This window comes from Falsiroseomonas stagni DSM 19981, assembly GCF_900114315.1.
GTDB classification, from domain to species: domain Bacteria; phylum Pseudomonadota; class Alphaproteobacteria; order Acetobacterales; family Acetobacteraceae; genus Falsiroseomonas; species Falsiroseomonas stagni.
In genome coordinates this window covers 333843-359186 of the sequence record NZ_FOSQ01000005.1, presented here as the reverse complement: position 1 = coordinate 359186, position 25344 = coordinate 333843, and the positions used below count along the sequence as shown (strand labels likewise).

At 73.0% G+C, this 25344-nt stretch carries 24 protein-coding genes; 4 read left to right on the top strand and 20 right to left on the bottom strand.

Going from position 1 to position 25344, the window contains the following annotated elements:
- The 18 genes from BM041_RS31390 to rpsB form a co-directional block, all read right to left on the bottom strand.
- On the bottom strand, window positions 1-224 hold a 224-nt coding region (locus BM041_RS31390), incomplete at its 3' end, for a helix-turn-helix domain-containing protein (RefSeq protein WP_245762110.1).
- A 111-nt stretch (window positions 225-335) separates the two neighbouring features.
- A complete protein-coding gene (locus BM041_RS15850; protein WP_092960830.1) occupies window positions 336-1214 on the bottom strand; it encodes a DUF697 domain-containing protein in 879 nt (292 codons plus the stop codon).
- Entirely contained in the window at window positions 1211-2608 is a 1398-nt protein-coding gene (locus BM041_RS15845) for a YcjX family protein (protein WP_092960829.1), read from the bottom strand. The genes BM041_RS15850 and BM041_RS15845 overlap by 4 nt, the downstream gene beginning before the upstream one ends.
- Before the next feature lie 12 nt (window positions 2609-2620).
- Window positions 2621-3010: a lactoylglutathione lyase gene (gloA, locus tag BM041_RS15840; protein WP_092960828.1), complete on the bottom strand. Its 390-nt coding sequence runs from the start codon at window positions 3008-3010 to the stop codon at window positions 2621-2623.
- Complete coding sequence (locus BM041_RS15835) at window positions 3007-3918, bottom strand: LpxI family protein (protein ID WP_408735410.1); 912 nt, start codon at window positions 3916-3918, stop codon at window positions 3007-3009. The genes gloA and BM041_RS15835 overlap by 4 nt, the downstream gene beginning before the upstream one ends.
- Window positions 3915-4745 carry an acyl-ACP--UDP-N-acetylglucosamine O-acyltransferase gene (lpxA, locus tag BM041_RS15830; RefSeq protein WP_092960867.1) on the bottom strand — a complete coding sequence of 277 codons (831 nt, stop codon included), beginning with the start codon at window positions 4743-4745 and terminating at the stop codon, window positions 3915-3917. Before lpxA ends, BM041_RS15835 begins: the two co-directional genes overlap by 4 nt.
- A 41-nt stretch (window positions 4746-4786) precedes the next feature.
- On the bottom strand, window positions 4787-5272 hold the full coding sequence (gene fabZ, locus BM041_RS15825; RefSeq protein WP_092960827.1) for a 3-hydroxyacyl-ACP dehydratase FabZ: 486 nt from the start codon (window positions 5270-5272) through the stop codon (window positions 4787-4789).
- 68 nt (window positions 5273-5340) lie between these two features.
- Complete coding sequence (gene lpxD / locus BM041_RS15820) at window positions 5341-6372, bottom strand: UDP-3-O-(3-hydroxymyristoyl)glucosamine N-acyltransferase (RefSeq protein WP_092960866.1); 1032 nt, start codon at window positions 6370-6372, stop codon at window positions 5341-5343.
- Between the two features lie 4 nt (window positions 6373-6376).
- The gene (locus BM041_RS15815) at window positions 6377-7180 is read right to left on the bottom strand and encodes an OmpH family outer membrane protein (protein WP_092960826.1); all 804 of its coding nucleotides are present in this window, start codon (window positions 7178-7180) and stop codon (window positions 6377-6379) included.
- A 23-nt stretch (window positions 7181-7203) separates the two neighbouring features.
- Window positions 7204-9534, bottom strand: a complete 2331-nt coding sequence (gene bamA, locus BM041_RS15810; protein ID WP_092960825.1) for an outer membrane protein assembly factor BamA — start codon at window positions 9532-9534, stop codon at window positions 7204-7206.
- 194 nt (window positions 9535-9728) lie between these two features.
- Complete coding sequence (gene rseP, locus BM041_RS15805) at window positions 9729-10838, bottom strand: RIP metalloprotease RseP (RefSeq protein WP_408735409.1); 1110 nt, start codon at window positions 10836-10838, stop codon at window positions 9729-9731.
- An 86-nt stretch (window positions 10839-10924) separates the two neighbouring features.
- Window positions 10925-12106: a 1-deoxy-D-xylulose-5-phosphate reductoisomerase gene (dxr, locus tag BM041_RS15800; RefSeq protein WP_092960824.1), complete on the bottom strand. Its 1182-nt coding sequence runs from the start codon at window positions 12104-12106 to the stop codon at window positions 10925-10927.
- Window positions 12106-12957 (bottom strand): phosphatidate cytidylyltransferase, encoded by an 852-nt coding sequence (locus BM041_RS15795; protein WP_245762108.1) that lies wholly within the window; start codon window positions 12955-12957, stop codon window positions 12106-12108. The genes dxr and BM041_RS15795 overlap by 1 nt, the downstream gene beginning before the upstream one ends.
- A gap of 30 nt (window positions 12958-12987) precedes the next feature.
- The gene (gene uppS / locus BM041_RS15790) at window positions 12988-13755 is read right to left on the bottom strand and encodes a polyprenyl diphosphate synthase (RefSeq protein WP_092960822.1); all 768 of its coding nucleotides are present in this window, start codon (window positions 13753-13755) and stop codon (window positions 12988-12990) included.
- A 72-nt stretch (window positions 13756-13827) separates the two neighbouring features.
- Entirely contained in the window at window positions 13828-14400 is a 573-nt protein-coding gene (gene frr, locus BM041_RS15785) for a ribosome recycling factor (protein WP_092960821.1), read from the bottom strand.
- Between the two features lie 14 nt (window positions 14401-14414).
- Complete coding sequence (pyrH, locus tag BM041_RS15780; RefSeq protein ID WP_139226084.1) at window positions 14415-15137, bottom strand: UMP kinase; 723 nt, start codon at window positions 15135-15137, stop codon at window positions 14415-14417.
- Between the two features lie 181 nt (window positions 15138-15318).
- Complete coding sequence (gene tsf / locus BM041_RS15775) at window positions 15319-16227, bottom strand: translation elongation factor Ts (RefSeq protein WP_092960820.1); 909 nt, start codon at window positions 16225-16227, stop codon at window positions 15319-15321.
- Between the two features lie 138 nt (window positions 16228-16365).
- Window positions 16366-17184: a 30S ribosomal protein S2 gene (gene rpsB / locus BM041_RS15770; RefSeq protein ID WP_092960819.1), complete on the bottom strand. Its 819-nt coding sequence runs from the start codon at window positions 17182-17184 to the stop codon at window positions 16366-16368.
- Window positions 17185-17476: 292 nt separating this feature from the next.
- On the opposite strand from rpsB, the gene BM041_RS31860 reads away from it, so the two are divergent.
- The 4 genes from BM041_RS31860 to BM041_RS30625 all read left to right on the top strand — a co-directional run bounded on the left by BM041_RS31860 (window position 17477) and on the right by BM041_RS30625 (window position 23594).
- The gene (locus BM041_RS31860) at window positions 17477-19765 is read left to right on the top strand and encodes a glycosyltransferase (protein WP_092960818.1); all 2289 of its coding nucleotides are present in this window, start codon (window positions 17477-17479) and stop codon (window positions 19763-19765) included.
- Window positions 19766-19862: 97 nt separating this feature from the next.
- Window positions 19863-21074: a glycosyltransferase gene (locus tag BM041_RS15760; protein WP_175533962.1), complete on the top strand. Its 1212-nt coding sequence runs from the start codon at window positions 19863-19865 to the stop codon at window positions 21072-21074.
- The gene (locus tag BM041_RS31855) at window positions 21071-23443 is read left to right on the top strand and encodes a DUF6212 domain-containing protein (RefSeq protein WP_139226083.1); all 2373 of its coding nucleotides are present in this window, start codon (window positions 21071-21073) and stop codon (window positions 23441-23443) included. The genes BM041_RS15760 and BM041_RS31855 overlap by 4 nt, the downstream gene beginning before the upstream one ends.
- Window positions 23337-23594, top strand: a complete 258-nt coding sequence (locus tag BM041_RS30625; protein ID WP_175533961.1) for a hypothetical protein — start codon at window positions 23337-23339, stop codon at window positions 23592-23594. Before BM041_RS31855 ends, BM041_RS30625 begins: the two co-directional genes overlap by 107 nt.
- 103 nt (window positions 23595-23697) lie before the next feature.
- Here the strand turns inward: BM041_RS30625 and BM041_RS15745 are convergent, their stop codons facing one another.
- Together BM041_RS15745 and BM041_RS15740 are read right to left on the bottom strand one after the other, a co-directional pair.
- Window positions 23698-24519, bottom strand: coding sequence for a sulfotransferase family 2 domain-containing protein (locus BM041_RS15745; protein ID WP_092960814.1), 822 nt, complete (start codon window positions 24517-24519; stop codon window positions 23698-23700).
- Window positions 24516-25310, bottom strand: coding sequence for a sulfotransferase family 2 domain-containing protein (locus BM041_RS15740; protein ID WP_092960813.1), 795 nt, complete (start codon window positions 25308-25310; stop codon window positions 24516-24518). The genes BM041_RS15745 and BM041_RS15740 overlap by 4 nt, the downstream gene beginning before the upstream one ends.
- Between the last annotated feature and the right edge of the window lie 34 nt (window positions 25311-25344).

Below are 25344 nucleotides of genomic sequence, written 5' to 3'. Positions count from 1 at the left end.
CGGTTCGACAGACCGGAAACGCCTTCGGCATTGTAGCGATGAACCCAGTCCCGCAGCGTCTGCCGATCCATCCCGCAGGTCTCTGCCGCAACCGCTCGCGGCACGCCCTCCAGCACCAGTGCCAGGGCCAGCATGCGGCGCGCCGCCGAGGCGTCACGGCTTCCCGCCGCCAGGCGTCGCAACTCCGACGCCGTATGGTCCTTCCGGTCTACCGACACCGCCATGATCCGCCCCTTCCGCCCTCAGGCGCAGCGAATCACACATCGACAGCGCACCAACATCACCATCGAGTCAGCCATTCAGGGCGCTGGTATTAGTGGCTAAAAAGCCACAGCCTATCGCGGCGTGACAATCCGGCAGGCCCGCGACGCCGCCCGCGCCAGCAGCAGCATCCGCCGCGCCGCGACGGCCCCCGACGCCGCATCGCCCACCACGCTCGCCACCAGCGGGTTCGTCGTCACCGCCGTCACCGCGGCATTGATGGCGATGTCGGCGGCCGCGACGGCCCCGGCCTCGAACAGCGTCCGCCGCAGCAGCTTGAGCGTGCCCGCGAAGCCCGGCCGCAGGCCATGGATCGCGGCCACTTCCCGCACCAGGCGGACACCGCGCCAGGCGATGAACAACCCGTCCAGCGCCGGGGACGGCACGACCGCCGTGGCGGCGAGCGACTGCAAGGCCGCCGCCCGCCCCGCCGCCACCGCCTGGCGGTCCAGCGCCGCCAGCGGCCCGGCCTCCAGCAGCGCCAGCAGGGTCGGCAGGTCGCTGGCCTGCCTCAAGGCCGGCAGGGTCGGCGCCGCCGCCGGCACAAGCTCCGCCCAGTCCAGCACCGCGCGCCGCGCCGCGGCATGGTCGCCCCGCGCCACCGCCTCCCGCCCGCGCTCCACACTCTCCAGCGCCGCCAGCCCGCGCAACTCCCGCAAGCCGGCCCAGCCGATCAGCCCGTAGCCCAGCGCCGCGACGCCGAGCGTCAGCCAGCCCAGCGGCGCGCCGCGCGCGAACTGGTCCGCCACGAAGCCCGCCACGTCGATCGCCGACAGGCCGAGCAGCAGCACCAGCACGCCCGTGGCCGCCAGCGCCGGGGCCGACCAGCGCCGCGCGATCGGCGGCGGCGCGACGGGCACCACCGCCTGGTCCCAGCCGAGGTCGAGCCGCGGCGCCGCCGGCGTCGCCTCCTCCGTCAGCACGCGCGGGCCGCGCGGCAACTTCTCGCTCACAACAGGTCTCCGATCAGCGCCGCCAGCAGCGCGTCGAGACCCAGATGGGGAATGCCCGCCCCGCCTTCACCCACAAGGCGGGGCGGCTGGAACTCCGGCATCTCGAAATAGGGGGCGTCCCAGAAATCCGGCTCGGGCCGGCGCATCGGCACCTCCCCGGGATAGACGGGGGTCAGGCGGCCATCCTTCATCAGCACGCCGCGCACGGCCGCAACCGGCCGGCCATCGAGAAGGGCGGCCGCATCCTCCGTGCAGCGGATGGCGGCGATCGCCCGCACCGGCGTCTCCGCCCCCGCCGGCCCCGGCGCCTGCCGCCCGACCAGGTCCGCCATCAGCGCGGCCAGCGCATCCCGCGCCCGCGCGGGAACGTGATCCGCCTTGGTCGCCGCGAAGCCCACGCGCCGCACGCCCTGCCCCGTCAGCAGGTCGAACCACCCGCCCCCCTGGCGCAGCGCCCTGGCAATCGCGGCCAGCGCCTCCGCCGTGTCGTCGAAGGCCTGTTCGCCGGCATGGAGCGCGCCCAGCGCATCCACCAGCACCACCTGGCGATGGAAGCGGCGGAAGAAGGGGTCGAAGAAGGCGGCGCGCTGGTCGTCGAGATAGGCGGCGTGGCGCCGCCGCAGCAGATCCACCAGGCCGCCCTCATGCCCCTCCGGCAACGGGAAGAACCACAGCAGCGGCGCCTCCCCCCGCGGCCCGGGGTTCAGCGCGCGCCCGGGCTGCAGGAAGCGGAACCCCATCTGGTCCCGCAGCCGCAACAGCGCCGCGCGGTACAGGCGGAACCCTTCCCGCGCCAGCGCCTCCTCCGCCGAGGCGCGCGGCGGCAGCGCATCCACGAAGGCCAGGAATTCCGCGGCAGCTTCCGCCCTTCGCCCGACGCGCAGCCGCGCCAGCGTCTCCCGCGACCACTCGGCGAAGCCTTGGTCCAACATCGGAAGGTCGAGCAGCCACTCCCCGGGATAGTCCAGCAGTTCCAGCGTGATCCGCCGGTCCCCCATCACCATCCCCCGCGCCTGGCCGAGCCAGGAGGCGGGGGAGATGGTGAGCTCCAGCTCCAGGGTGGAGAGATCCTCGGTCCGCCCCGGCCAGCGCGGCGGGTCGGCAGCCAGCGCCGCCAGGTGGCCGGCCGCGTCGAAGCGGGGCGTCGCCTCGATCCCTGCCGGCACCAGCCGCACGCCCCGAAGCCGCCCGCCGGCCGCCGCTTCCAGCGCCGGCAGCGTCCGCGCCCCCTGCCCCGCCGCCAGCAGGTTCGCGACGAGCGAGGTCAGGAACACCGTCTTGCCGGCGCGGGACAGGCCGGTGACGGCAAGCCTTACCCTCTCCCGCCCCGCCACGGCCCGCGCCAGGTCGGACATGCCGGCCAGCGCATCCTCCAGCGGGGTCAGGATCGGCATGGGGCGCGGGGCTTACTTCCGCTCGATCAACTCGATCTTGTAGCCGTCCGGGTCTTCCACGAAGGCGATGACGGTGGTGCCGAACTTCACCGGCCCCGGTTCCCGCGTGATCTTCGCCCCCGCCGCACGCAACGCCTCGCACATCCCGTAGACATCCGGCACCCCGACCGCGAGGTGGCCGAAGCCGGTGCCGAGGTCGTACTTCTCCGTCCCGTAGTTGTAGGTCAGCTCCACCACCGCGGCGCCGGTCGCTTCCTCGGCATAGCCGACGAAGACCAGCGTGTACTTGCCCTCCGGCACGTCGCGGCGGCGCAGTTCCTTCATGCCGAGCAGACGGGTGTAGAAATCGACGCTCCGCTCCAGGTTGCCGACGCGGATCATGGTGTGCAGCAGGCTGCTCATGGGTCTGTTCCTTGCATGGTCTTGTCGATGTTGATCACCGCCAGGAACAGCCCGGCGGCATCGGCGGCGGCGATGGTGGCGTCCCGGTCGATCACGATGGTGCCGTAATGGCCATCCCGCCGCGCTTCCACCGCGATCCCGCGCAGCCCGGCCTCCGCCACCGCGCGGATCGTGTCCGGCCCGATCACCGGCAGATCCGCGAGCGCGCTCTGGGTCGGCTTCACCAGCTTCACCAGCACGCCGCCGGGGCCTTCGCGGCTCTGGCTGGCGGAGCGCGCGACCATGGCATCGGTTCCCTCGATCGCCTCCACCGCCAGCACCAGGCCCTGCTGCACGACGCAGCCCTGCCCGGTATCGGCGATGCCGAGCTGCCGGCACACCGCGATCCCGCGCCGGATATCGGCCATCGCCTCCTCATCCGGCCGGGCGCGCGTCGGCACGCCCTCCTCCATCAGGAGCTGTTCGAAGATGTGCTGGGCGCCGATGGGCGTGAAGCCCTGTTCGCGCAGCACCGTCACCACCGCGGTCAGCAGCGCGTCATCGCCGCCGAACAGGGCCTTCCGCCCCACCCGCGCCACCAGCCGCGCCCCTTCCGCATCGAGCCGGAGCGACAGGATGGAGGGTCGCTTCACCCGCCCCGCCATGACCAGGTCGCGCACCCCCGCCTGGCGCAGCACGGAGAACAGGTGCCCCACCGCGCCCAGCCGGACCACGGCATGGGGAATGGCAGCCCAGTCGCGAGGCTCGGCGAAACCCTCGATCAGCGCGGCGAAGACCGGCCGCCCGCCGCGCCGTGCCGCATCCGCGACGCGCAGCGGCATTGCGCCGCCGCCGGCGACGATACCAAGGGTGGAGGCGGAAGAAGGCGCGCCGGGCGCCGGGGGACGCGTCGAGGGCGGCAGGCTCACGCCGCGTCCCCGCCCTCATCCTCCTCCGCCGCGCGGCCGAAGGGGCACAGCCCGTGGCGGCCGCGATTGGCGGCGAAGGCCAGGATCTCCGCCACCAGCGCGTTGCCGGGATGGGCGGCGGCGATCGCCTCCACGTGGTCCTCCGGCCGTCCACCGCGATAGAGGTCGTGCACCGCCCGGGCCACCACCATCACCTGGTCCTTGGAAAGCCCGAGCCGCCGCCGCATGGCGATGGTGTTCAGGCCATGCAGCTTCGCCCGGTAGCCCTTGGCCCGGCCATAGGGCAGCACGTTGCGTTCCACCCCGGACATGCCGGCGACCATCGCCATCCGGCCGATGCGGACGAATTGCTGCACCGCGGCGCCGCCCTGGATGACGGCGAAGTCGCCGATCTCCGCATGGCCCGCCAGCATCACGTTGTTCACCAGGATCACGCCATCGCCGATCCGGCAGTCATGGCCCACATGCGCCACGCACATCACCAGGCAGTCGGCGCCGATGCGGGTCACGCCCTCACCGCCCGTGCTGCCGCGGTGGATGGTGGCGTGTTCGCGGATCTGGGTGCGGGCGCCGATGGACACGCCCGTGGGCTCGCCCTTGTACTTCAGGTCCTGGGGCGGCAGGCCGATCGTGGCGAAGGGATAGATCTTGGCCCCCGCGCCGATGAAGGCGCGGCCGTCCACGACGACATGGGCCATCAATTCGACGCCCGCTTCCAGCACCGCATCGGCGGAGACGACGCAGCCGGGCCCGATGCGGCAGCCCGCGCCGATGCTGGCGCCGGGCGCCACATGGGCGGAAGGGTGGATGAAGGCGTCCGGATGGATGCCGGCAGGCGGCGGCACGGCGTCCACGGTGGCTTGTCCGTTCACTTATCGAGGATCATGGCGGCGTAGGTGGCTTCGGCCACGACCTTGCCGTCCACCTTGGCCTCGGCGTTGAAGCGCCAGATGTTGCCGCGCTGCTTTTCCTTCACGACATGCACGCGCATCTGGTCCCCCGGCACCACCGGCTTGCGGAACTTCGCGCTGTCCACGGTCATGAAATAGACCAGCTTGCCCTGGGCGGAGGGGCCGAGCGTCTCCACCACCAGCACCGCCGCGGTCTGCGCCATGCTCTCGATGATCAGCACACCCGGGAAGACCGGGTGCTGCGGGAAATGGCCCTGGAAGAAATTTTCGTTGATGGAGACGTTCTTGATGCCGACGGCGGAGACGTTCGGCACGATCTCCACCACGCGGTCCACCAGCAGGAAGGGGAAGCGGTGCGGGATCGCCTGCATGATGCGGGCGATGTCGTAGGGGGCCACCGTGCCGGCGGGCGCTGCTGCGTTGGGGTCTGTATTCTGGTCCATCGTCGTCTCTTCCGTCCCGTCCCATCGCCCCGTGCCGCGCGCGGCCGGGGCTTACGCCGGCTTGCCGCTCAGGCCTTCGACGCGGGCCTGCCCGCCAGGCGCCGGAGCGCGGCAAAGGCGCGCAACGTCTCCCGCATCGGCCAGGCCGGCGAACCGCCGACGACCTCCCCGGGCCCGACATCGGACATCACGCCGGACTGCGCCGCGACCTGGGCGCGATCACCGATGGTGAGGTGGCCGGAAGTGCCGGACTGCCCGCCCATCTGCACGCCGTCACCGAGGACCGTGGAGCCGGCAATGCCGACCTGCGACACCAGCACGCAAGCGCGACCGGCCTTCACGTTGTGGCCGATCTGCACCAGATTGTCGAGGCGCGTGCCCATGCCGAGCACCGTGTCCCCCTGGCTGCCGCGGTCCACGCAGGCATTGGCGCCCACCTCCACCGCATCGCCCAGCAGCACGCGGCCGAGCTGGGGCATGGTCTCGAACCGCCCCTCCGGCGTCACCGAGAAGCCGAACCCCTCTTGCCCGATCCGGGCCCCGGGATGCAGCACCACGAAGCGGCCGGCGATGCAGTGGCTCAGGCTGGCATGGGCGCCGATGCGGCAACCCTCCCCCAGCACCACGCCCTCCCCCACCACCGCATGGGGCCCGATGACACAGCCCGCGCCGATCTCGGCGCCGGCCTCGATCACCGCATAGGGCCCGATCTCCACGCCATCGCCGATCGTCGCGGCCGGATCGACCACCGCCGTCGGGTGGATGCCCGGCCGCGGCGCCGGCTGCGGGAACAGGCGACGCGCCACGCGACCGAAGCCGAGCTTGGGGTCCGCCACCACGATGGCCGCGACGCCTTCCGGCACGCGCCCGGCGAAATCCCGCCCGAGCACGACGGCCGCCGCCTGGGTCTCCGCCAGCTTCGGCAGGTACCGGCGATTGTCGAGGAAGCTGACATCCTCCGGCCGCGCGCCATCCAGCGGACCGACGCCGGAGACGACGCGCGCGGGGTCGCCGCCAACGAGTTCTCCACCCGCCGCGGCAGCGGCCTCGGCGAGGGTCAGCGCGGCCCCCGCCCGATGGAAGCGGGGATCGGCCGCCATGGGCTCAGTTCCGCCGGGCGGGCGGGGCGGCGGCCGGCGGGGCTGCCGGCGCGGCGGGGGCGGCCGGGGCGGCGGCGGGCGGCGGCGCCTCGACCGGCGCGGCACCCTCCGGCAGCATCGTCACGCTCCGCAGCACGCGGTTCATCTGGGCGCTGATCTCATCCGTCAGGTCGAAGCCCGATTCGTTGAAGATCACCAGGGGCCGCGGCAGCACGAGGTTCACGCCGCGGGATGCCGCGACCTGCCGGATCACGGCGCCCAGCGCCTGCTCGATCTGCTGCAGCGCCATCTGCGCCGCCTGGTCGATGGCGCGGGAACGGTCGCGGAAGATGCGCTGCGCATCGGTGATGCGGTCCTGCAATTCGCGTTCCCGGTTGCGAAGCTGCTCGGCGGGCAGCGTGGCGCGGGCGGCGGCGAGTGCCTGCTGCTCCTCACGCCACCGCGCCTGTTCGCGCTGCAGATCCTCGTTCAGCCGGGCGCGGCGACGCTCGATCTCCTCCCGCACCTGGTTGAAGGCGGCGGAGAGGCGCTGGACCTCGGGGATGTCCACGATGGCGATGACCGGCGCGGGGGTGCGCTGGCCGGCGGCAGGCGCCGGCGGGCGCTGCCCCTGGGCCGGCTGCTGGCCCTGCTGCGGCGGGCGCTGCTGGCCCTGGGCGGGGGCCTGGCCCTGCGGCGGGCGCTGCTGGCCCTGGCCCGGCACGAACCATTCCTGCCCCTGCTGGGCCTGGGCCACCGCCGCTGGCGGCAGCGCGGGCGCCGCGGCCAGGGCGATCAGGGAAGCGGTCAGGAGAAGACGCAGACGCATCGTTCGGTGATCCTGGAAACTGCTCAGAAGCGCGTGCCGAAGCCGAAGCGCACAAGCTGCGTCTCGTCGTAGGACTTCTTCACCAGCGCCTGGGCGATGTCGATGTTGATCAGGCCCACCGGCGTACGCCAGGACAGGCCGACGCCGGCACCCACGCGGGGGCTGCTGTCATCGGCAACGCCCGTGCCGGTGACAGGGGTGTTGGAGAGCGAGCCGACATCCACGAAGGCGCGGCCCAGCAGCCCGAGTTCGGACGGCAGCGGCAGCGGGAAGCGCAGCTCCGTCGTGCCGGTCCAGATCAGGCGGCCACCGAGCGGGTCGCCGGAGGGAACATCGCGCGGGCCGGCACCGGCCAGCGCGAAGCCGCGGAGGTTGTCGCCGCCGAGGAAGAAGCGGTCGATGATCCGTTCCGGCCGGCCGCCCCAGGGGGAGAGCTGGCCGACGCCGGCCTGCAGGGCCAGCACATAGTCGGGATCGCCGAAGAAGCGCTCCAGCGGGATGTAGCCGGCGACGTCACCGCGCAGGCGGACATAGGCGACATCGCCGCCAAGGCCCGCGACATCGGTGCCGACGCGGATGATGTAGCCGCTCTTCGGCTCGATCCGGCTGTCGCGCACGTCATAGGACAGCGTCGTGCCGATCTGCGACAGCAGCGTCTGCCCGCGCTGTTCGCGGATGAAGCGGCTCGCGTCGCTCGTGATGTCGAAGATGTCGCGCTGTACCAGGCTGTAGGCCCAGCTCTGGCGCACCCGCTCGTTGAACTCGTAGCCCGCGCGCAGCGCGGTACCGACGCGCTTCTCCCGGTAGCCCGACGTCTCCGTCAGGTTGCGGGTGATGTAGAAGATGTCGACGCCCGCTGCCAGGTTCCGGTCCAGGAAGGACGGGTCGGTGACGGAGAAGTCGATCTGCGTGCGCCGCTGCGCCAGCATGGTCTGCAGCCGCGCATCGACGCCGGTGCCGAGGAAGTTGCGTTCCCGCACGCCGAAATCGGTCAGGAAGCCGGCATCGGTGGAGAAGCCGCCGCCGAGCGAGACCTCGCCCGTCGCGCGTTCGGTCACCGTCGTCTGCAGCACCGTACGGTCGGGCGCCGATCCCGGCTGCGCCGTGATCTCCGCCTGGCCGAAATAGCCGAGGTCGCGGATGCGCTGGCGCGAGCGGCGGACCTGCGCGGCGTTGAAGGCATCGCCCTCCGCGATGCGGAACTCGCGGCGGATGACGCGGTCCTGCGTGCGGGCATTGCCCTGGATGTCGATGCGCTCGACATAGGCGCGCGTGCCTTCGGCGATCTCGAAGGTGATGTCGACGCGCCGCCCCTCCCGGTCCCGCACCACGCGGGGGCGCACCTCGACGAAGGGAATGCCGCGCAGGCCGACCGCGTCGGACAGCGCCTCGACCGACCGCTCCACCGCATCGCCGTCGTACCAGGCGCCCTGCCCGACCGCGAGTTCGCGCATCAGCGCCTCGGGCTCCACGCCGCGCAGCGTGCTGGTGATCTGCACCTGGCCGACGCGATAGCGCACGCCTTCGTCCAGCGTGTAGGTCACGAAGAAGCCGCTGCGGTCCGGCGCCAGCTCCGCCGTCGCGGCGGCGACCTGCACATCGGCATAGCCGCTGCGCAGGTAGTAGCGGCGCAGCAATTCGCGGTCGAAGTTCAGCCGTTCCGGGTCATAGATGTCGGAGGTGGAAAGGATGCGGTACCAGGCCTGCTCCCGCGTCGCCACCACGTCCCGCAGCCGGCTGTCGGAGAAGGCGTTGTTGCCCACGAAGTTGATGCGGCTGACCAGCGCCGCCTCGCCTTCCGTGATCTCGAACACCACGTCGACGCGATTCTGGTCGAGCTGGATGAGCTTGGGTTCGACCCGCGCCGCGAAGCGCCCGCGGCGGGCATAGATGTCGAGGATACGCTGCCGGTCCGCCTGCGCCTGCTGCGGCGTGAACACCGCGCGCGGGCGCATCTGCACCTCGGGCCGCAGCACGTCGTCGCTGACCTTGCTGTTGCCCTCGAAGGCCACCCGGTTGACGATCGGGTTCTCCTCGACCTGCACGCGGATGCGGTCGCCGACGCGCGTCACGGTCACGTCCCGGAACAGCCCCGTCGCGAACAGGGTGCGCAGGCTGCGATCCAGGCGGTCCGCGTCGAAGGCGTCGCCGGGTTGCAGCAGCATGTAGGAGCGGATCGTGTCCTGCTCGATGCGCTGGTTGCCGGCCACGTCGATCCCGCGGACGATGCCCTGCGCGGGCGCGGCCGCCGGGGCGGCCTGGCGGGGCTGACGGGTCTGCGCCTCCGCCGGCCACGCGAGCGCGACCGGAACAAGGCAGGTGGCGGCGAGCAAAAGGAGCCGGTTGGCGACCAAGACGCTATTCCCTGGGGGGGGTGGGGGCGGGTCGGAGACTAGCGGAGCGGACCCGGCGCCGCCACCCCTGCCCCGGGGTGGCCGCGCCCTGCGCCGCCACCGCCATCATGCCCCCGGGAAAAAGGCGGTGGCATGGCGGCGGCCCCGGGCGCCAAACCCGCGGCCATCCGCCATTTCCGCCGCGGCCAGCCCGTTCAGCTGAACAGGCCGGCGACCCAGCTGAACAGCCCGAACTGCGACAGGTCGTTCCAGGTGGCGAAGACGAACAGGGTGATCAACAGCGCGAATCCGGCGCGATACCCCATCTCCTGCGCCCGCGGCGGCAGGGGCCGGCCGCGAATCGCCTCCGCCGCGTAGAACATCAGGTGGCCGCCATCCAGCACGGGAATCGGGAACAGGTTGATCAGCGCCAGGTTCACCGACAGCACCGCCATGAAGGAGACCAGGGCGGAGACGCCCATCTCCGCCACCTGGCCCGACATCTGCGCGATGCGCAGCGGCCCGCCCAGTTCCTCCGCGCCCCGGCCGCCGGCGATCATCTGCCAGACCGCGGCCAGCGTCTGCACCGTGATGTCGGCGGTCTGGGTCACACCGCCCCACATGGCGCTGAAGGGGTCGAGCCGCCGGAACTCCGCCGCGCCGGCGCCGACGCCGAGCACGCCCACCGTCCGCTCCCCGTTCTGCCGTGCTTCCGGCACCGCCTGCACCTGGCGCTCCCGGCCCTCGCGCTCGATCGTCAGCGTCACGGTCTGGCCGGCGCGCGGCTGGATGTGGCGCTGCACCTCCTCGAACCGCGTCACGGCCTGGCCATCCAGCGCCAGGATCCGGTCGCCCGGCAGCAGGCCGGCCCGCGCGGCGGCGGAGCTTTCCTGCACGGTGGAGACGGTGGTGGTGGCGGAGGGCTTGCCCACCGTCATGTAGAGCCCGCCGAACATCAGCGCGGCCAGCAGGAAGTTCGCGAAGGGGCCCGCGGCCACGACGATGGCGCGGTCGCTCACCGGCTTCTCGTGGAAGGTCTCGCCCGGTCGCCAGGAGGCGCGAACCTCCGGGCTCGCATCCTCCGGCGTCTCCTGCCCGTGCAGCTTCACATAGCCGCCAAGCGGCAGCCAGCCGACGCGCCATTCGGTGCCGCGCCGGTCGGTCCAGTTGGCGATCGCGCGGCCGAAGCCGACGGAGAAGCGCTCCACATGGATGCCCCGCCACCGCGCCGCCAGGTAGTGGCCGAGTTCGTGGAAGAAGACGAGCACGCCAAGCACGACCACGAAGGCGACAATGGTGCGGATGGGTTCTGGCAGGAAGTCCAAGGTGCTCTCCAGGGGCGCTTCACGGCGCCGGAATTCTGGCGCGTGGCCCCGCGCCGGGTCGGCAAAGGCGGTGGCAGCCCGGGGCCTCAGGCGACCTTGGCGCGCATCCCGGCCCGCCGCGCGGCTTCCCGCCGCGACAGCGCATCCAGCGCGAGGATGCCATCCACCCCGAGCGCCAGCGGGGTGCCGGCTTCCGCGACCAGGGCGCCGAGCGTCTCCTCGACCACCGCCGCGATGTCGAGGAAGCCGAGGCGCCGTTCCAGGAACAGCCCCACCGCCACCTCATTCGCGGCGTTCAATATAGTCGGAGCGCCGCCGCCTGCCTGCAAGACCTCCCGCGCCAGGCGCAGCGCGGGGAAGCGGACGGGATCGGGGGCGGAGAATTCGAGCTTGCCGAGGGTGGCCAGGTCGAGCCGCGGGGCGCCGACGGCCATCCGCTCCGGCCAGGCCAACGCATGGGCGATGGGGGTGCGCATGTCCGGCGATCCCAGCTGCGCCAGGATGGAGCCGTCGCTGTACTGCACCAGCCCATGCACCGCGGATTGCGGGTGGATCAGCACCTCGATCCGCGATTCGGGAACGGGGAAGAGGCGCGCGGCCTCGATCACCTCCAGCCCCTTGTTCATCATCGTGGCGCTGTCGACGCTGATCTTGGCGCCCATGGACCAGACGGGATGCGCCACCGCCTGTTCCGGCGTGGCCGTCGCCATCCGCGCCAGGTCCCAGTGCCGGAAGGGGCCGCCGGAGGCCGTGAGGATGATCTTCTCCACGCCCTTCGGGTCCTGCCCCGCCAGGGCCTGGAAGATGGCGTTGTGCTCGCTGTCCACGGGCAGCAGCAGCGCGCCGCTCTCCGCCGCGGTGCGCAGCACCAGCTCCGCCGCGCAGACCAGGCTCTCCTTGTTGGCCAGCGCCAACGTGCCGCCGCGCGCCAGCGCCGCGAGCGTCGAGCGCAGCCCCGCCGCGCCCACGATCGCCGCCATGGTCCAGTCCGCCGGGCGCGCCGCCGCCTGCTCCACCGCCGCCGCGCCGGCCGCAAGCTCGATGCCCGTACCGCCCAGCGCCGCCTTCAGCGCCGGCCAGGCGGCTTCATCCGCCACCACCGCCATGCGGGCGCCGAGGCGCCGCGCCTGGTCCGCCAGCACCGGCACGTCCCGGTTGGCGACCAGCGCCTCCACCGTGAAGCGCCCGGGCTCCGCCGCTTCGAGCAGCGCGATGGTGGAGCGGCCGATGGAGCCGGTGGAGCCGAGGATGGTGATCGAGCGCGGCATCAGCCCCAGCCCCAGAGCGGCCGGCCAAGGCCGAGCATGAAGGAGATGATGGACGCCACCGGCGCCGCCGCGAGCACGCCATCCAGCCGGTCGAGCAACCCGCCATGGCCGGGGATGAGGGAGGAGGTGTCCTTCACCTTGAAGTGCCGCTTGATGGCGGATTCCAGCAGATCCCCGATCATGGAGGCGACGGAAACGATGGCCACGACCACCGTGATCGCCAGCAGCGATGCCGTCGGCGTGAAGGCCAGCGCGCAGGCGCCGCCCGCGATCAGGGCGCAGACCAGCCCCCCCGCGGCCCCTGACCAGGTCTTGTTGGGGGAGATGGAGGGCGCGAGCTTCGGCCCGCCGAAGGCCCGCCCGGCCATGTAGGCCCCGATGTCGGAGGCCCAGACCACCAGGAACAGGAACAGCACATTGGCCCGCCCGGCCTCGGTATCGTGGCGCAGCTCGATCAGCGCGATGCCGGCCAGGCCGATATAGAGCACCCCCGCCGCGAGCCGCCCCGCGGGCTGGGTAAGGCTGCTGCCCATCCGCTGCGCGCCAACCCAGGTGGCGATCCACCCGGCCACCAGCACGGCCAGGGCGATCCGGGGATGGTCCTCCACCGCGAAGGCGCCGGCGGCCAGCACCACGAGCGGCACGGCGAGCCCGGGGAAGACCCGGGTGCGGCGGCCGCACAGATGCACCCATTCCCAGGCCAGCACCGCGACGGCGATGGCCATCAGCGCCGTGAAGGCTTCCGCGCCGAACCAGATGCAGGCCACCGCCGCTGGGCCCAGCACGGCGGCGGACAGCGCGCGCTTGCGCAGGTCCCGCCACCGCTTGGCGTCATCGGCCGCCGCCGCCACCGTTGTCATTCCCCCCGGACCACCCCGCCCCTAGGCCACGCGAACGCCGTAGCGTCGTTCCCGCCGCGCGAATTCGCCGATTGCCTCGGCCAGATGCCGTGCCTCGTAATCCGGCCAGAGCACGTCCTGGAAGACGAACTCCGCATAGGCGGATTGCCACAGCAGGAAATTCGACAGCCGCTGTTCGCCCGACGTGCGGATGATGAGGTCGGGGTCCGGCATGCCCGCCGTGGACAGCAGGCGCCCGAAGGCGGCCTCGTCCAGCGATTCCGGCGCCATCCCCTGCTCCACCGCGCACCGCATGGCGGCCCGCGCCGCGGCCACGATCTCCGCCCGCCCGCCATAGGACAGCGCGACATTCAGGTTGAGCCGCCTTCCTTCCGCCGTCATGGCTTCCGCCGCGTCGATGGCGCGCACCAAATCCGGGCCGAAGCGTTCCCGTTCCCCGATGATCCGCAGGCGGATGCCTTCCTTCACCAGGGTCTTCACCTCCGACCGCAGGTAGAGGCGCATGAGGCCCGTGAGGTCCCGCACCTCATCCGCCGGGCGGCGCCAGTTCTCCGATGAGAAGGCGAAGAGGGTGAGCCAGCCGATCCCGGCTTCGGCCGCGGCCTCGATCGCGCGGCGCGCCGCTTCCGCGCCCGCCTTGTGGCCAAGCGCGCGGGGCAGGCCGCGGGCGGCAGCCCAGCGGCCATTGCCATCCATGATGATGCCGACATGCACCGGCACCGCATCGCCGCCGCCACTGGCTGGGCCAGGGGCAGCAGGATCGGCGGCAGGCTGGGCAGCCGCGCTCATCGGCGCGCCGTCCCGGTCACGGTCGCCCCGTTGCTGGCTGGCATGGCGCTGCGCCTTCCCACCGGAATGCCGTCAGCTCGTGCGGATGTCCTTTTCCTTGTCCGCCAGCGTCGTATCGACGGTCTTGATCTGGGCGTCGGTCATCTTCTGGATCTCGTCGGACCAGCGCTTCACGTCGTCCTGGCTGGCCTCGGACTTCTTGTCCTTCTCCCAGGCCTTCACCGTCTCCATCCCGTCGCGGCGCACGCTGCGCATCGCGACCTTGGCGGCTTCGGCATACTTCCCGGCGGTCTTCACCAGGTCGTTGCGGCGCTCCTGCGTCAGCGGCGGCAGCGGCACGCGGATCACCTGGCCTTCCGCCATGGGGTTCAGGCCGAGGCCCGAGTCGCGGATCGCGACCTCCACATTCTTGACCACGGACTTGTCCCAGACCTGCACGGACAGCAGCCCGGGGCCCGCGACGCCGATATTGGCCAGCTGCGTCAGCGGCTGGTTGGTGCCATAGGCCTCGACGCGGATCGGCTCCAGCAGCGCGGGGCTCGCGCGGCCGGTGCGGAGCCCGGCGAATTCCTTCTTCAGGGTCTCCAGCGCGCCATCCATGCGGCGCTGCAGGTCGCGCTTCAGCGCGGCGAAATCGGCGGCCATGCCTGCCCTTCTCCCTACGGATCGATCACGGTGGTGAATTTGCCGTCGCCCAGCATCACGGCGGTGAAGGCACCGGGTTCGTGGATGTTGAAGACGACGATCGGCAGCTTGTTCTCGCGCGCCAGGCTGATGGCGGCGGCGTCCATCACCTGCAGGTCCCGCGCCAGGACCTCGAGGTAGGTGAGCTGGTCGTAGCGTTCCGCCTTGGGGTTCTTGCGCGGGTCGGCGGTGTAGATGCCATCGACCTGCGTGCCCTTCAGCAGCGCGTCGCAGCCCATCTCCGCGGCGCGCAGCGCGGCGGCGGTGTCAGTCGTGAAGAAGGGATTGCCCGTGCCGGCGGCGAAGATCACCACCCGGCCCTTCTCCATGTGCCGGATGGCGCGGCGGCGGATGAAGGGTTCCGCCAGGCTGGCCATGGAGATCGCGGACTGCACCCGCGTCGGCACGCCCATCTTCTCCAGCCAGTTCTGCATGGCCAGCGCGTTCATCACGGTGGCCAGCATGCCCATGCCATCGGCCTGGGCACGGTCCATGCCGGCGGAGGCGCCGGCGACGCCGCGGAAGATGTTGCCGCCGCCGATCACCATGCAGACCTGCACGCCCAGGTTCACGACATCGCGCACGTCTTCCGCGATGCGGCGCAGGACCCCGATATCGAGCCCGTAGTCGCGTGACCCCATCAGCGCCTCGCCGGACACCTTGAGCAGGACACGCTTGTAGATGGGGGGTCTGCTCATGGGCGGCGAAATATCCAGGCGTCGGAGGGGTTGCGCACCATAGGCGGCGCATCATGGCGGCGGCAAGGCGAGCCCCTGGCCCGCCCTGTCACACCATGCCGAGAGCAGGTTTTCGTATACGAGAATTCCCGCACCCGGCGAAGAACGCCGGCCCCCTTCCGGGCGCCGGCGCCGGCGGGGCTCAGCCCTTGGCGGCCGCCGCGACCTCGGCGGCGAAGTCGGTCGCCGCCTTCTCGATGCCCTCGCCCAGCTGGAAGCGGGCGAAGCCCGTCAGCGTGCCGCCGGCCTTCTGCACCACCTGCTTCACGCGGCTCTCGCCGTCATGCACCCAGACCTGCTCCAGCAGCACCACTTCCTCGTAGTACTTGCGGATGCGGCCCTCGATCATCTTCTCGATGATCGCGGCGGGCTTGCCGGAACCGGAGGCCTGTTCGCGCAGAACCGCCTTCTCGCGCTCAAGGGCAGAGCCCTCGACATTGGAGATGTCGAGCGCTTCCGGACGGGCCGCGGCGACATGCATGCCGATCTGCCGGCCCAGCGTCTCCAGCGCCTCATGCTCGCTCGCGGCTTCCAGCGCGACCAGCACGCCGATCTTGCCAAGGCCGGGCTTCACCGCGTTGTGGATGTAGGTGGCGACGGTGCCGGACGGCACGCGCAGCACCTTGGCGCGGCGGATCGACATGTTCTCGCCGATCGTCGCGATCAGCTTGACCAGCTCGTCCTGCGTCGTGTGCGTGGTGCCGGGGAAGGTCGCGGCCTTCAGCGCCTCCACATCCTCGCCGACCGACAGCGCCAGGCCGGCGACCTCGGCGACGAAGTTCTGGAAGGTCTCGTTGCGCGCCAGGAAGTCGGTCTCGGCATTCACCTCGACCATCGCGGCAACGTTGGGGCCGGAGGCAACGCCCACCAGGCCCTCGGAGGCGACTCGGCCGGACTTCTTCGCGGCGGCCGACAGGCCCTTCTTCCGCAGCCAGTCGATCGCGCCTTCCATGTCGCCGTCGGATTCGACCAGCGCCTTCTTGCAGTCCATCATGCCGGCGCCGGTCTTCTCGCGCAGGTCGCGCACCAGTGCCGCGGTGATCTCGGCCATATCGATCGCTCCCGATTCATCGAATCACGGCCGCATCGGGTCAGGGCCCGGCGGCCTGGGTACATCAGCAAGCCGGGCGTGGTTCGCCCGGCGTGTCAGGAAATGCCCCGGGCCTCAGCCCGGGGCACCTTGGTCTCGTCAGGCCGCCGGCTGCCCCGGGGCGGCCTCCGTCGCGGGGGCCTCCTCGTGCAGCACTTCGGCGGCGACGTCGGGCAGCGCCTCGATCGGCAGGTCCGCCTGCGCGCCGAGATCGGCGCCGGAGGAGCCCAGCTCGGCGGAGATGCCGTCCAGCACCGCGCCGGCGACGCTGTCGCAATACAGGTGGATGGCGCGGATCGCGTCGTCATTGCCCGGGATCGGGAAGGCGATGCCCGAGGGATCGGCGTTGCTGTCCACCACGGCCACGACGGGGATGCCGAGCTTGTTGGCCTCCTCGATCGCCAGCTTCTCCTTCACCGTGTCGATGACGAAGATGATGTCGGGCAGGCCGCCCATGTCCTTGATGCCGCCGAGCGCGCGGTCCAGCTTCTCCTTGTCCCGCGTCAGCATCAGGACTTCCTTCTTGGTGAGGCCCTGGATGTTGCCGCCGAGCTGCTCTTCCATCTGCTTCAGGCGCTTGATGCTGCCCTGGATGGTCTTCCAGTTGGTCAGCATGCCGCCGAGCCAGCGGTGGTTCACGTAGTACTGGCCGCAGCGCGCCGCGCTTTCCGCCACGTAGTCCGCCGCCGCCTTCTTGGTGCCGACCAGCAGCACGCGGCCGCCGCCGGCGACCACATCACGGATCGCGCGCAGCGCGCGGTCCATCATCGGCACGGTCTGCTGCAGGTCCAGGATATGGACCTGGTTGCGGACGCCGAAGATGTACGGCGCCATCTTGGGGTTCCAGCGGCGCGTGTGGTGTCCGAAGTGGACGCCGGCCTCGAGCAGGCCGCGCAGGGTGACGTCGGGCATCGCCATCGGCGAAATCCTTTCTAGCTTCCAGTGGTCCGGTTTGCCTCCGCGCTGCCGCCCCCGCCCCGTGAACCGAGGGGGTGGGGACCGGACCCTCGCCAGGCCACCTGTTCAGGGTGGCGTGCCGGAAGGGTGCACCGCGTGCGAATTTGCCGCCCCGGGGGTTGAGCCCCGGACCGGCGGGCGCGGTATGCCCCAGCCCGGCCGCCCGCGCAAGCACGGCGCCCCTCCCGCCTGACGCAACCCCGGCGCGAAGCCCTTGGCAAAGCAAGGCGGAGGACCCCAGACTCCGCCTCGCATGCGCATCCTGGCCATCTCTCCCACCCCCAGCCATCCGCAGGATGCCGGCAACCGCGCCCGCATCCATGCGGTGCTGACCGCCCTGAAGGCGGCCGGCCACGCTGTCCACCTTTGCCTGCTGATGCGGGAGAACCCCCCGCCAGCCGCCATCCGCGCGATGCGGGATGCCTGGGACGAACTCATCGAGGTTCCGCATGACCGGGGGCGGGAGGCACGGAGCCTCGGCCCCCTCAACGCCATCGACGACTGGATCCTGCCGGAGGCGGAGGCCGCCTTCGCCGCGCTGGCGGCGCGGGTGCCGCGATTCGACCTGGTGCTGGTGAACTACGTCTTCCTCTCCCGCGCCCTGACCTTCTTCGACCACCGCATCATCAAGGTGATCGACGCGCATGACATCTTCGCCGGCCGCGCCGATGCCCTGGCCGCACTCGGCCTGGAGAACCGTTTCTTCGCCACGACGGCGGAGGAGGAGGCCGCGGGGCTGGACCGCGCCGATTTGGTGCTGGCCATCCAGGATGAGGAACGGCGCCACTTCACCCTCGTGACCCGCGCCGCCACGGCGACACTCGGCCACCTGCCGGTGGCGCAGCAGCCGCCACCGCCGGCCCCCGGTGGCCTTTCCATCGGCTATCTCGGCAGCGGCAACCCGCTGAACACCCGCGCGCTGGGCCGCTTCCTGGCCGCGCTGCCGCCGGCCGAGGTCGCGGCCGCCGGGGGGCGCCTGGTGGTGGCCGGTGGCGCCTGCCAGGGCCTGGCCGAAGCGCCCGGCCTCCGCCTGCTCGGCCCCGTGGCCGACCCCGACGCGCTCTATGCCGAGGCCGATCTGGTGGTGAACCCGCATGAGGGCGGGACGGGGCTGAAGATCAAGACGGTGGAGGCGCTGGCCCGCGGCCGCCCCGTGATCGGCACCGCCGCCGCCTTCGCCGGCCTGCCCGCCACATCCGTCTTCCACGCCGCGCCCGATGCCGCCGCCGCCGCGCGCCTCGCCCGCCGCTGGCTCGCCTCCGCCGCCTTCCGGGAGGAGATCGCGGAAGCCTCCGCCCGCCTGTTCCAACGCTATGCGCTGGGGGTGGGGGCCGCCCGCGCGCGCCTCGCCTCCCCCAGCGGCCTCGCCGGCCTGCTGGACCGGCCGCGCCTGCTGATGCTGACGGACGTGCCCTATTGGCGCGGCAGCCTCGGCAACCAGGCCCGGATCGGCGCCGTGGTGGATGCGGCACGGGAGGGCTTCGACCTCGACCTCTTCTTCACCGGCGACCTGCCGGGGGCGGAGCGCGAGGCCGCCCGCCGCGCGCTCGGCCGCCGGGGGCGCCTGTTCACGCCCCGCCCGGCGGGGGAGGCGCCGATGCCCTGGGGCCTGACGCCGTTCGAGCGCGCGCGCTTCGACGGCGCGCTGCTGGCCTCGCTGGAGGCACATCTGGCGCGCAATCCGCCGCAGGCCGTGATGGTGCAGTATCTCCGCCTGTCCTGGATGCGGCTCGCCCGCGGGATGCCGAAGCTGACCGTGCTGGACACGCATGACGTCATGTCGCTACGCGCCCAGAATTTCCGCCTGTTCGGGCAGGAGCATTTCATCCAGATCCCGGTGGCGGAGGAGTTGAAGATCCTCGACGGCTTCTCCCAGGTCATGGCGATCCAGGCGGAGGAAGCGCGGTGGCTGGAGGCGCTGCTGCCCGGCCGCGTCATCCTGGCCCCGCACGCCCTGCCGGCGCTGCTGCCCGCGCGGGGATCGCCCCCCGGCAGCCCGCCCCGCATCGGCTTCATCGGCGGCGACAGCCCGATGAATCGCGACGGGCTGCGCTGGCTGCTGGACCAGGTCTGGCCGGCGATCCAGCCGCTGGGCGCCGAGTTGCACGTGGCCGGCGGCGTCTGCGCGGAGATGCCGAAGGGCCGCCCCGGCGTGGTGCTGCGGGGCGAAGTGCCGGACCAGCAGGACTTCCTCGACACGCTGGACATCGCCGTGAATCCGGTCTTCTACGGCGGCGGCCTCAAGATCAAGACCGTGGAGTACCTGGCGCGCGGCCTGCCCAGCGTGCTGACGGCGGAGGCGCTGTTCGGCATCCAGGGCGGCGCCGGCACGGCCTATGCGCTGGCGGAGGATCGCGCGCAGTTCGTGGCCGCGCTGGCCCTGCTGGTGCGGGACCGCGCGACGCGGGCGCGCATGGCGGAAGCCGCCTTCGCCTTCGGCCGCCAGCGTTTCGGCCCCCAGGCGCTGGCGCCGGCCATCGATACGCTGGCCTCCCTGGCGCGCGGGGTGCCGCGGCTGGCGCCGGTCTCCATCCCCGCGTGACCCGCGCATATCGCGTGGCATCCGGCGCCGGCTTGCGCTACCTACGCCGCATGGCGCCCGGCGGACCGATACCCCCCTGCATCGTGCGCGCGGCCCCATGGCGCTGACACCGACCCGCCACCTCACGCGGCTGCTGCTGGCGCTGCCCTCCCTCCGCTTCGGTGGCACCGAACGCCATGCGGCGGAGCTGGCCGCGCGGCTTGGCGCGGAGGGGCTGGAGGTGACGCTGGCGGCGGAACCCGCACTGCTGGCGCCGCTCGCCGCCGCGCTGCCGCCCGGGCTGCCCACGCCGCGAATCGTGGCGGCGAGGCTTGGCTGGGATGAAGACGAATCCCCCGCCACCGCCATGGAACGCCAGCACGCGGCCGCGGAAGCGTTGCTGGCGACGGAGACGCCCGACATCGTTCTGCTGCCCCTGCCCTGGCCGGATGCGGGGCTCGGCGTGATGCGCGCCGCGGCGGCGCGCGGCCTGCCCCGGCTGGTGGCCCTGCACCTGGCGGCGGAGGGTCCGCCCCCGCCCGCCATCGCCGCGTCACTGCCGGCGCTGGATGCCGCCGGCGCCGCCTGGGCCGCCGTCTCCGCCCCGGTCGCCCGGCGCGGCGCTTCCTGCTTCGGCCTGCCCGCCGCGCGCATCGCGCTGATCGACAACCCCGCCCCCGCCGTCCACGCCGCGGGCCGGGATGCCGCGCGCGCCGCGCTGCGCGCCCTGCTGGGCCTGCGCGCCGACCAGAGGCTGATCCTCTTCGTCGGACGGCTGGAGGAGGCGAAGGGCGCCGACCTGCTGCCCGCCCTGACGGACCGGCTCAACCTGCCCGTGGCGGTGCTCGGCGACGGGCTGCTGCGCGGGCATCTGGAGGCGGAGGCCCGGGCCGATCCGCGTGGACTGATGCGGCTGATCGGCCAGGTCGCGGATCCCACGCCTTGGTACCTCGGCGCCGATGCGCTGGTGCTGCCCTCGCGCCTGGAAGGCGCGCCGCTGGTCTTCCTGGAAGCGGCGGCGCGCTTCTGCCCGGTGGTGGCCTCGGCCGCGGCGCTGGAAGGGCTCGGGCCCGACGCCCCCGACCTCGCCCGCATCGCCACCAGCGCCGATGCCGCCGGCCTGGCGGGGGCAGTCCAGGCGCTGCTGGCCGATCCCGCCGGCGCCGCCGCCATGGCCGCCCGCGCAGCCGCCGAGGCCGCTCGGCGGACCTGGCAGCGCGCCATCCCGGCCTGGATGGGGCAGCTGCGCCTTGCCGCCACCCTGGCGCCCCCGTCGCAGGCCGCCAGGCCCTGGGCCGAACCCTTCGCCTACCCGGAGAATGCCGCATGACCGCCTTCCTGATCGGCGCCGCGGAACTGGCTGCGCTGGCCGCCGGCACGCCGATGATCGTCGCCACGCCCAACCTGGAACGGCTGGGGCTGGAGGGGACCGGCAGCCTGCCCATCACCGTGCTGCGGCCGGTGGACGGGGTGCTGCGCCAGGCCGATGGTCCGCCCGGCCCTGCCCTGCCGTTGCCGCCGGGCCTCCGCCCCCTGGCCAGCGTGGCGGCGGATGCGGCCGGCGCGGTGGCCCTGGCGGCCGGCCTGCCGCCCGGCATCCCCGCCCTGCCCGCGACGGGGCTGATGCCCGCGCTGGTCGCCAGGCTGGTGGCGGCGCTGGCGGAGGCGGAGGCCCAGCGTGGCGCGCTGCAACGCCGCCTGTCGGTCCAGCCCGTGGCGGCGCCGCGCCGGGTGATCGACCTGCCGCCGGTGCCCACCGGCCCGGCGCCGCCGCCCCGCGCCATGCAGCCGCTGGGAAGGGGGGCGGAAGGTCTCTGCGGCGTGGCCCTCCATGTGGCCGTGCCGGCCAGCGAGGCCGCATCGCTGCTGCGCGTCCGGCTGGTGACGGGCGGGCGCATCATCGGCGCCTGGACCGTGCCGGGGCGGGATCTGGTGCCGGGCTGGCTGGCGCTGGACCTGCCGGAACCCGCCCCCGCCGGAAGCGGGGAGGCGCATCTCGAGATCGCGCTGGATGCCGCGGCGGGCGATCGGGTCCGCATCGCCTCCGGCGGGCAGGATGCCGGCGCGCCGCTGGCGCTGCGGGTGGAGACGGCGGAGCCCGGCCATCTGCGCGCGCCGCGCCACTTCGACTGGGCAATGCGGGACCTGCCCGCCCCCGCCCCGGGCGTGGTGCTGGCGCTGCCCGATGGCGCCTGGGCCGCCGCGACCCTGCAGGGCGCGACGGCGGACCGCATCGCGCTGGGGCCGGAGCCGCCGCGCCTGCTGCTGGCGATCGCCCCGGGCGCGGAGGCCCGGCTGTCCCTGCCACCGCTGCCGGCCGGGCCCGCCGACCTCGTCATGCTGGACGCGTCGCTGCGCCTCGGCGATGCGACGCAGGTCGAGGTCGCTCTGCTGGCGGCCGCCGCGGAGGCCACCGACAATCCGCGCCACAGCGGCTGGCGGCGGGTGGATGCGGAGGGTCGGCTGCGGGTGGCGCTGCCGCTGCCCGCCACGCCCTCCGGCGCCATCGCGCTGCGCGTCGTGATCCGCAATGCCGGCCCTGCCGCCAGCATCGAGGTCGCCCGGCTCGCCCTGGCGACGGGCGCTGCCGGGGTGCCGCGCCGTGACCCCGCGGAATCGGCCCCAGAGGCCCAGGCGCCAGCGGCATCCCCCGCGCCGCAGGCACCGACGCCATCGGTGGCGGAGCCTCCGAAGCCAACCATCGCGGAGCCGCCGAAGCCGCCCGTGGCAGAGCCGCCGAAGCAACCCGCGGCGGAGCCGCCGAAGCCGCCCGCGGCGGAGCCGCCGACGCCAACCGCGGCGCAGCCGCCGACGCCGCCCGCGGCGCAGCCGCCGACGCCGCCCGCGGCGCAGCCGCCGACGCCGCCCGCGGCGGAGCCTCCGCAAGCCGCCCGCGGCGGAGCCTCCGCAAGCCGCCCCGCCGCAGCCCGCGCCCTTCGGCGTGCCGCGCGTGACCACGCCGCCGGCCCCGCCACCGCCGCGCATCGAACCCGCCATGCCGGCGCCGCAGCCACCTGCCGCCACGCCGATCCGGATCGCGTCCATCCCGGCCGCGCCGCCCCTGCCGGCAGCCCCCTTGTCGCCGCTTCTCGCCGGCACCGCGCCACCCCCGCCGAGTGGCCCGGCCCCCTCCCGGGTGATGCTGCCGGGCGGTCCCGCGCCGCGGCCTGCCCAGGACACGCCCGCGCCCTTCGGCGGCCTGGTGCCCGCGCGGGGCAGCGCCTTCCGCGTGACGGCGCCGCAGCCCCCGCTGCCCAGCGCCGCGGTGGAGGGCCCGGCGGCCCTGTCGACACCCATGCCGGCAACGGCCGCGCCGCCCATGGCACAACCCGGCGTGCCCCCAGGGTCGCCCCCAGGCCCCCCCCCCGGGGCGCCGATCGCCTACGCGCAGGATGCCCCGACCTCGACGGCGTGGCGCGACCTCAAGCTGAACCAGCACCTCATCAACAAGGAAGGCACCTACCAGCACCTGGACCTGGCCATCACCGGCCTGGTGGCGCCGGCCGGCCTGTGGCGCCAAGTGCGGACGAAGCTGTTCGACCGGCGCGGCACCGTCGGCCTCGAATTCCGGTCCATGAAGGGCTGGCCGCAGATGTTCGACCGCTGGCCGGGCGCGCAGGTCGACAATTTCGGCCCGCTCTGGCGCCTGGAACATGCGGCGCCGGCGGAGGCGCTGTCCCAGCTCGCCACCCCCCATGACCGCGCCCTGATCGCGGCGGTGCTGGATGTGCTGCCCGCCCTCACCACCCGCGCCGCCGGCACGGCCGGCCTGGCGGAGGAGGATCAGCAGGCCTGGGTGCAGCGCGCGCAGCGCCTGGCGACCGCGGTGGCGGAGGCGCTGCGCGGCTGAACGCCGCGCCCTAGCGCCGCGCGGCTGAACGCCGCGCCCTAGCGCCGCGCGGCTGAACGCCGCGCCCTAGCGCCGCGCGGCTGAACGCCGCGACGCGTCCCCCTCAGCGCCGGTCCAGCCAGGCCTCCAGCGTCCCGGCGATGGCGTCCCACCGCCCCGCGACATGGCGGTACAGCGCCATGTCGAGCGCATTGGCGGCTTCGATCCGCGCCGCCAGCGCGGGGTCGGACAGGCGCGCCGCGATCTCCGCCCGTTCCACCGCCGCGGCGCTGTTCACCCGCATCCGCGCAGTCGGCGCGCGGTGCGGCACGCCGAGCAGGACGCAGAGCGCGCGAAAGGACAAGGCGTAGCGTTCCTGCACGCCGATGAAGGCGAAGCTGGCGTCGAGATGCGCGATCGCCGCCGCCGCGTCGCCCGCCGCGACGATCTCCGCCGGCACCAGGTGGCGCGCCGCGCGGTTGCGCTGGCCGGGCAGGTCGAGGAAGGCGTCGAAATCGGGGATGCGCCGCCGCACCTCCTCCGCCAGCGGATGCATGGGGGATCGCTGGTAGAGGTAGTCGCTGACCAGCCGCGCGGCGGGTTCCCGCAGCATGCTGAACAGCCGCGTGCCGGGGATGCCCGCGACCAGCCGCGCGACATGGCGCTGCTGCACATGGCCGGAGGCGAAGCGGAAGGGCGCGGCGGCATGGGCGGCCAGGGCCTGCTCAACCGCCACGTCATAACGTTCCAGCGCCGGCCTCGACCGGTCCAGATGGTCGATATGCAGGCTGCGATAGGGGTTGAGGGAAGTCGCGACCTCCGCCGAGAGAGAACTTCCCGCCGTCTTCGGCACATGCACGAACAGCCAGAGCGGCGGTGGCGGCAGCGCGGCCGCCGCCAGCCATTCGTCGAAGCGGCCCGCCAGCAGCAGGGGCAGCGCCGTCATCGATCCGCCAGGGCCTCCGCCAGCAGCGGCGCGACACCGGCCAGGCGCCCATGGAAATGGTCGTAGAGCGCGAGGTCGAGGGGATTGGCCTCCCGGATCCGCTGCGCCATCGCGGTGCTGACGCGGCGTTCATCGTCATCATCGTCGTTCACATTGGCGCGCAGCCGCGGCCAGCCCGGCCGCCCGGCCAGCGCGGTCAGCGTGCGGAAGGAGATCTCGTACATCTCCTGGATACCAACGAAGGCGTAGCTGCGCATGACATGGGCGATGCAGGCCGCGGCGCGGCCCCCGCCCAGGATGGGTTCCGGCACCAAATGCTGCGCCATCTTGTTCTGCTCCGGCGCGAAGGCGACGTAGTCCTCCAGCGTCGGGAAGCGCGCGGCGAAGGCTTCGTGCACGGGGTGGCGCCGCGATCGCTGGTGCCGATAATCCGACACCACGCGGTCCACCGGGTTGCGCAGCATGGTCACGAAGCGGGCATCCGCGAAGCCGGCCTGCAGCCGCGCAACATGCCGGGCCAGGACGTGGCCGGAGGCGAAGCGGATGCCCGCCGGCCCGGCCTCCGCCATGAAGCGCTCCACCGCATCGTCCATCCGGGCGTGGAAGCTGCGGCTGGTATCGGCGTAGTCCACCACGATGTTCACGTCGGGCGGCAGCAGCGCCGCGAGTTCGGCACGCAGCGATGTCCCGGCCGTCTTCGGGATATGCACCAGGATGCAGGGATCGACGCCGACGGTCGCGTTCCGCAGGTAGTCCGCGATCCGGCCTTCGAACAGCGGCTGCATCAGCATGGCAGGGCGATCCCGGCACCGATCGGCGGCGAGG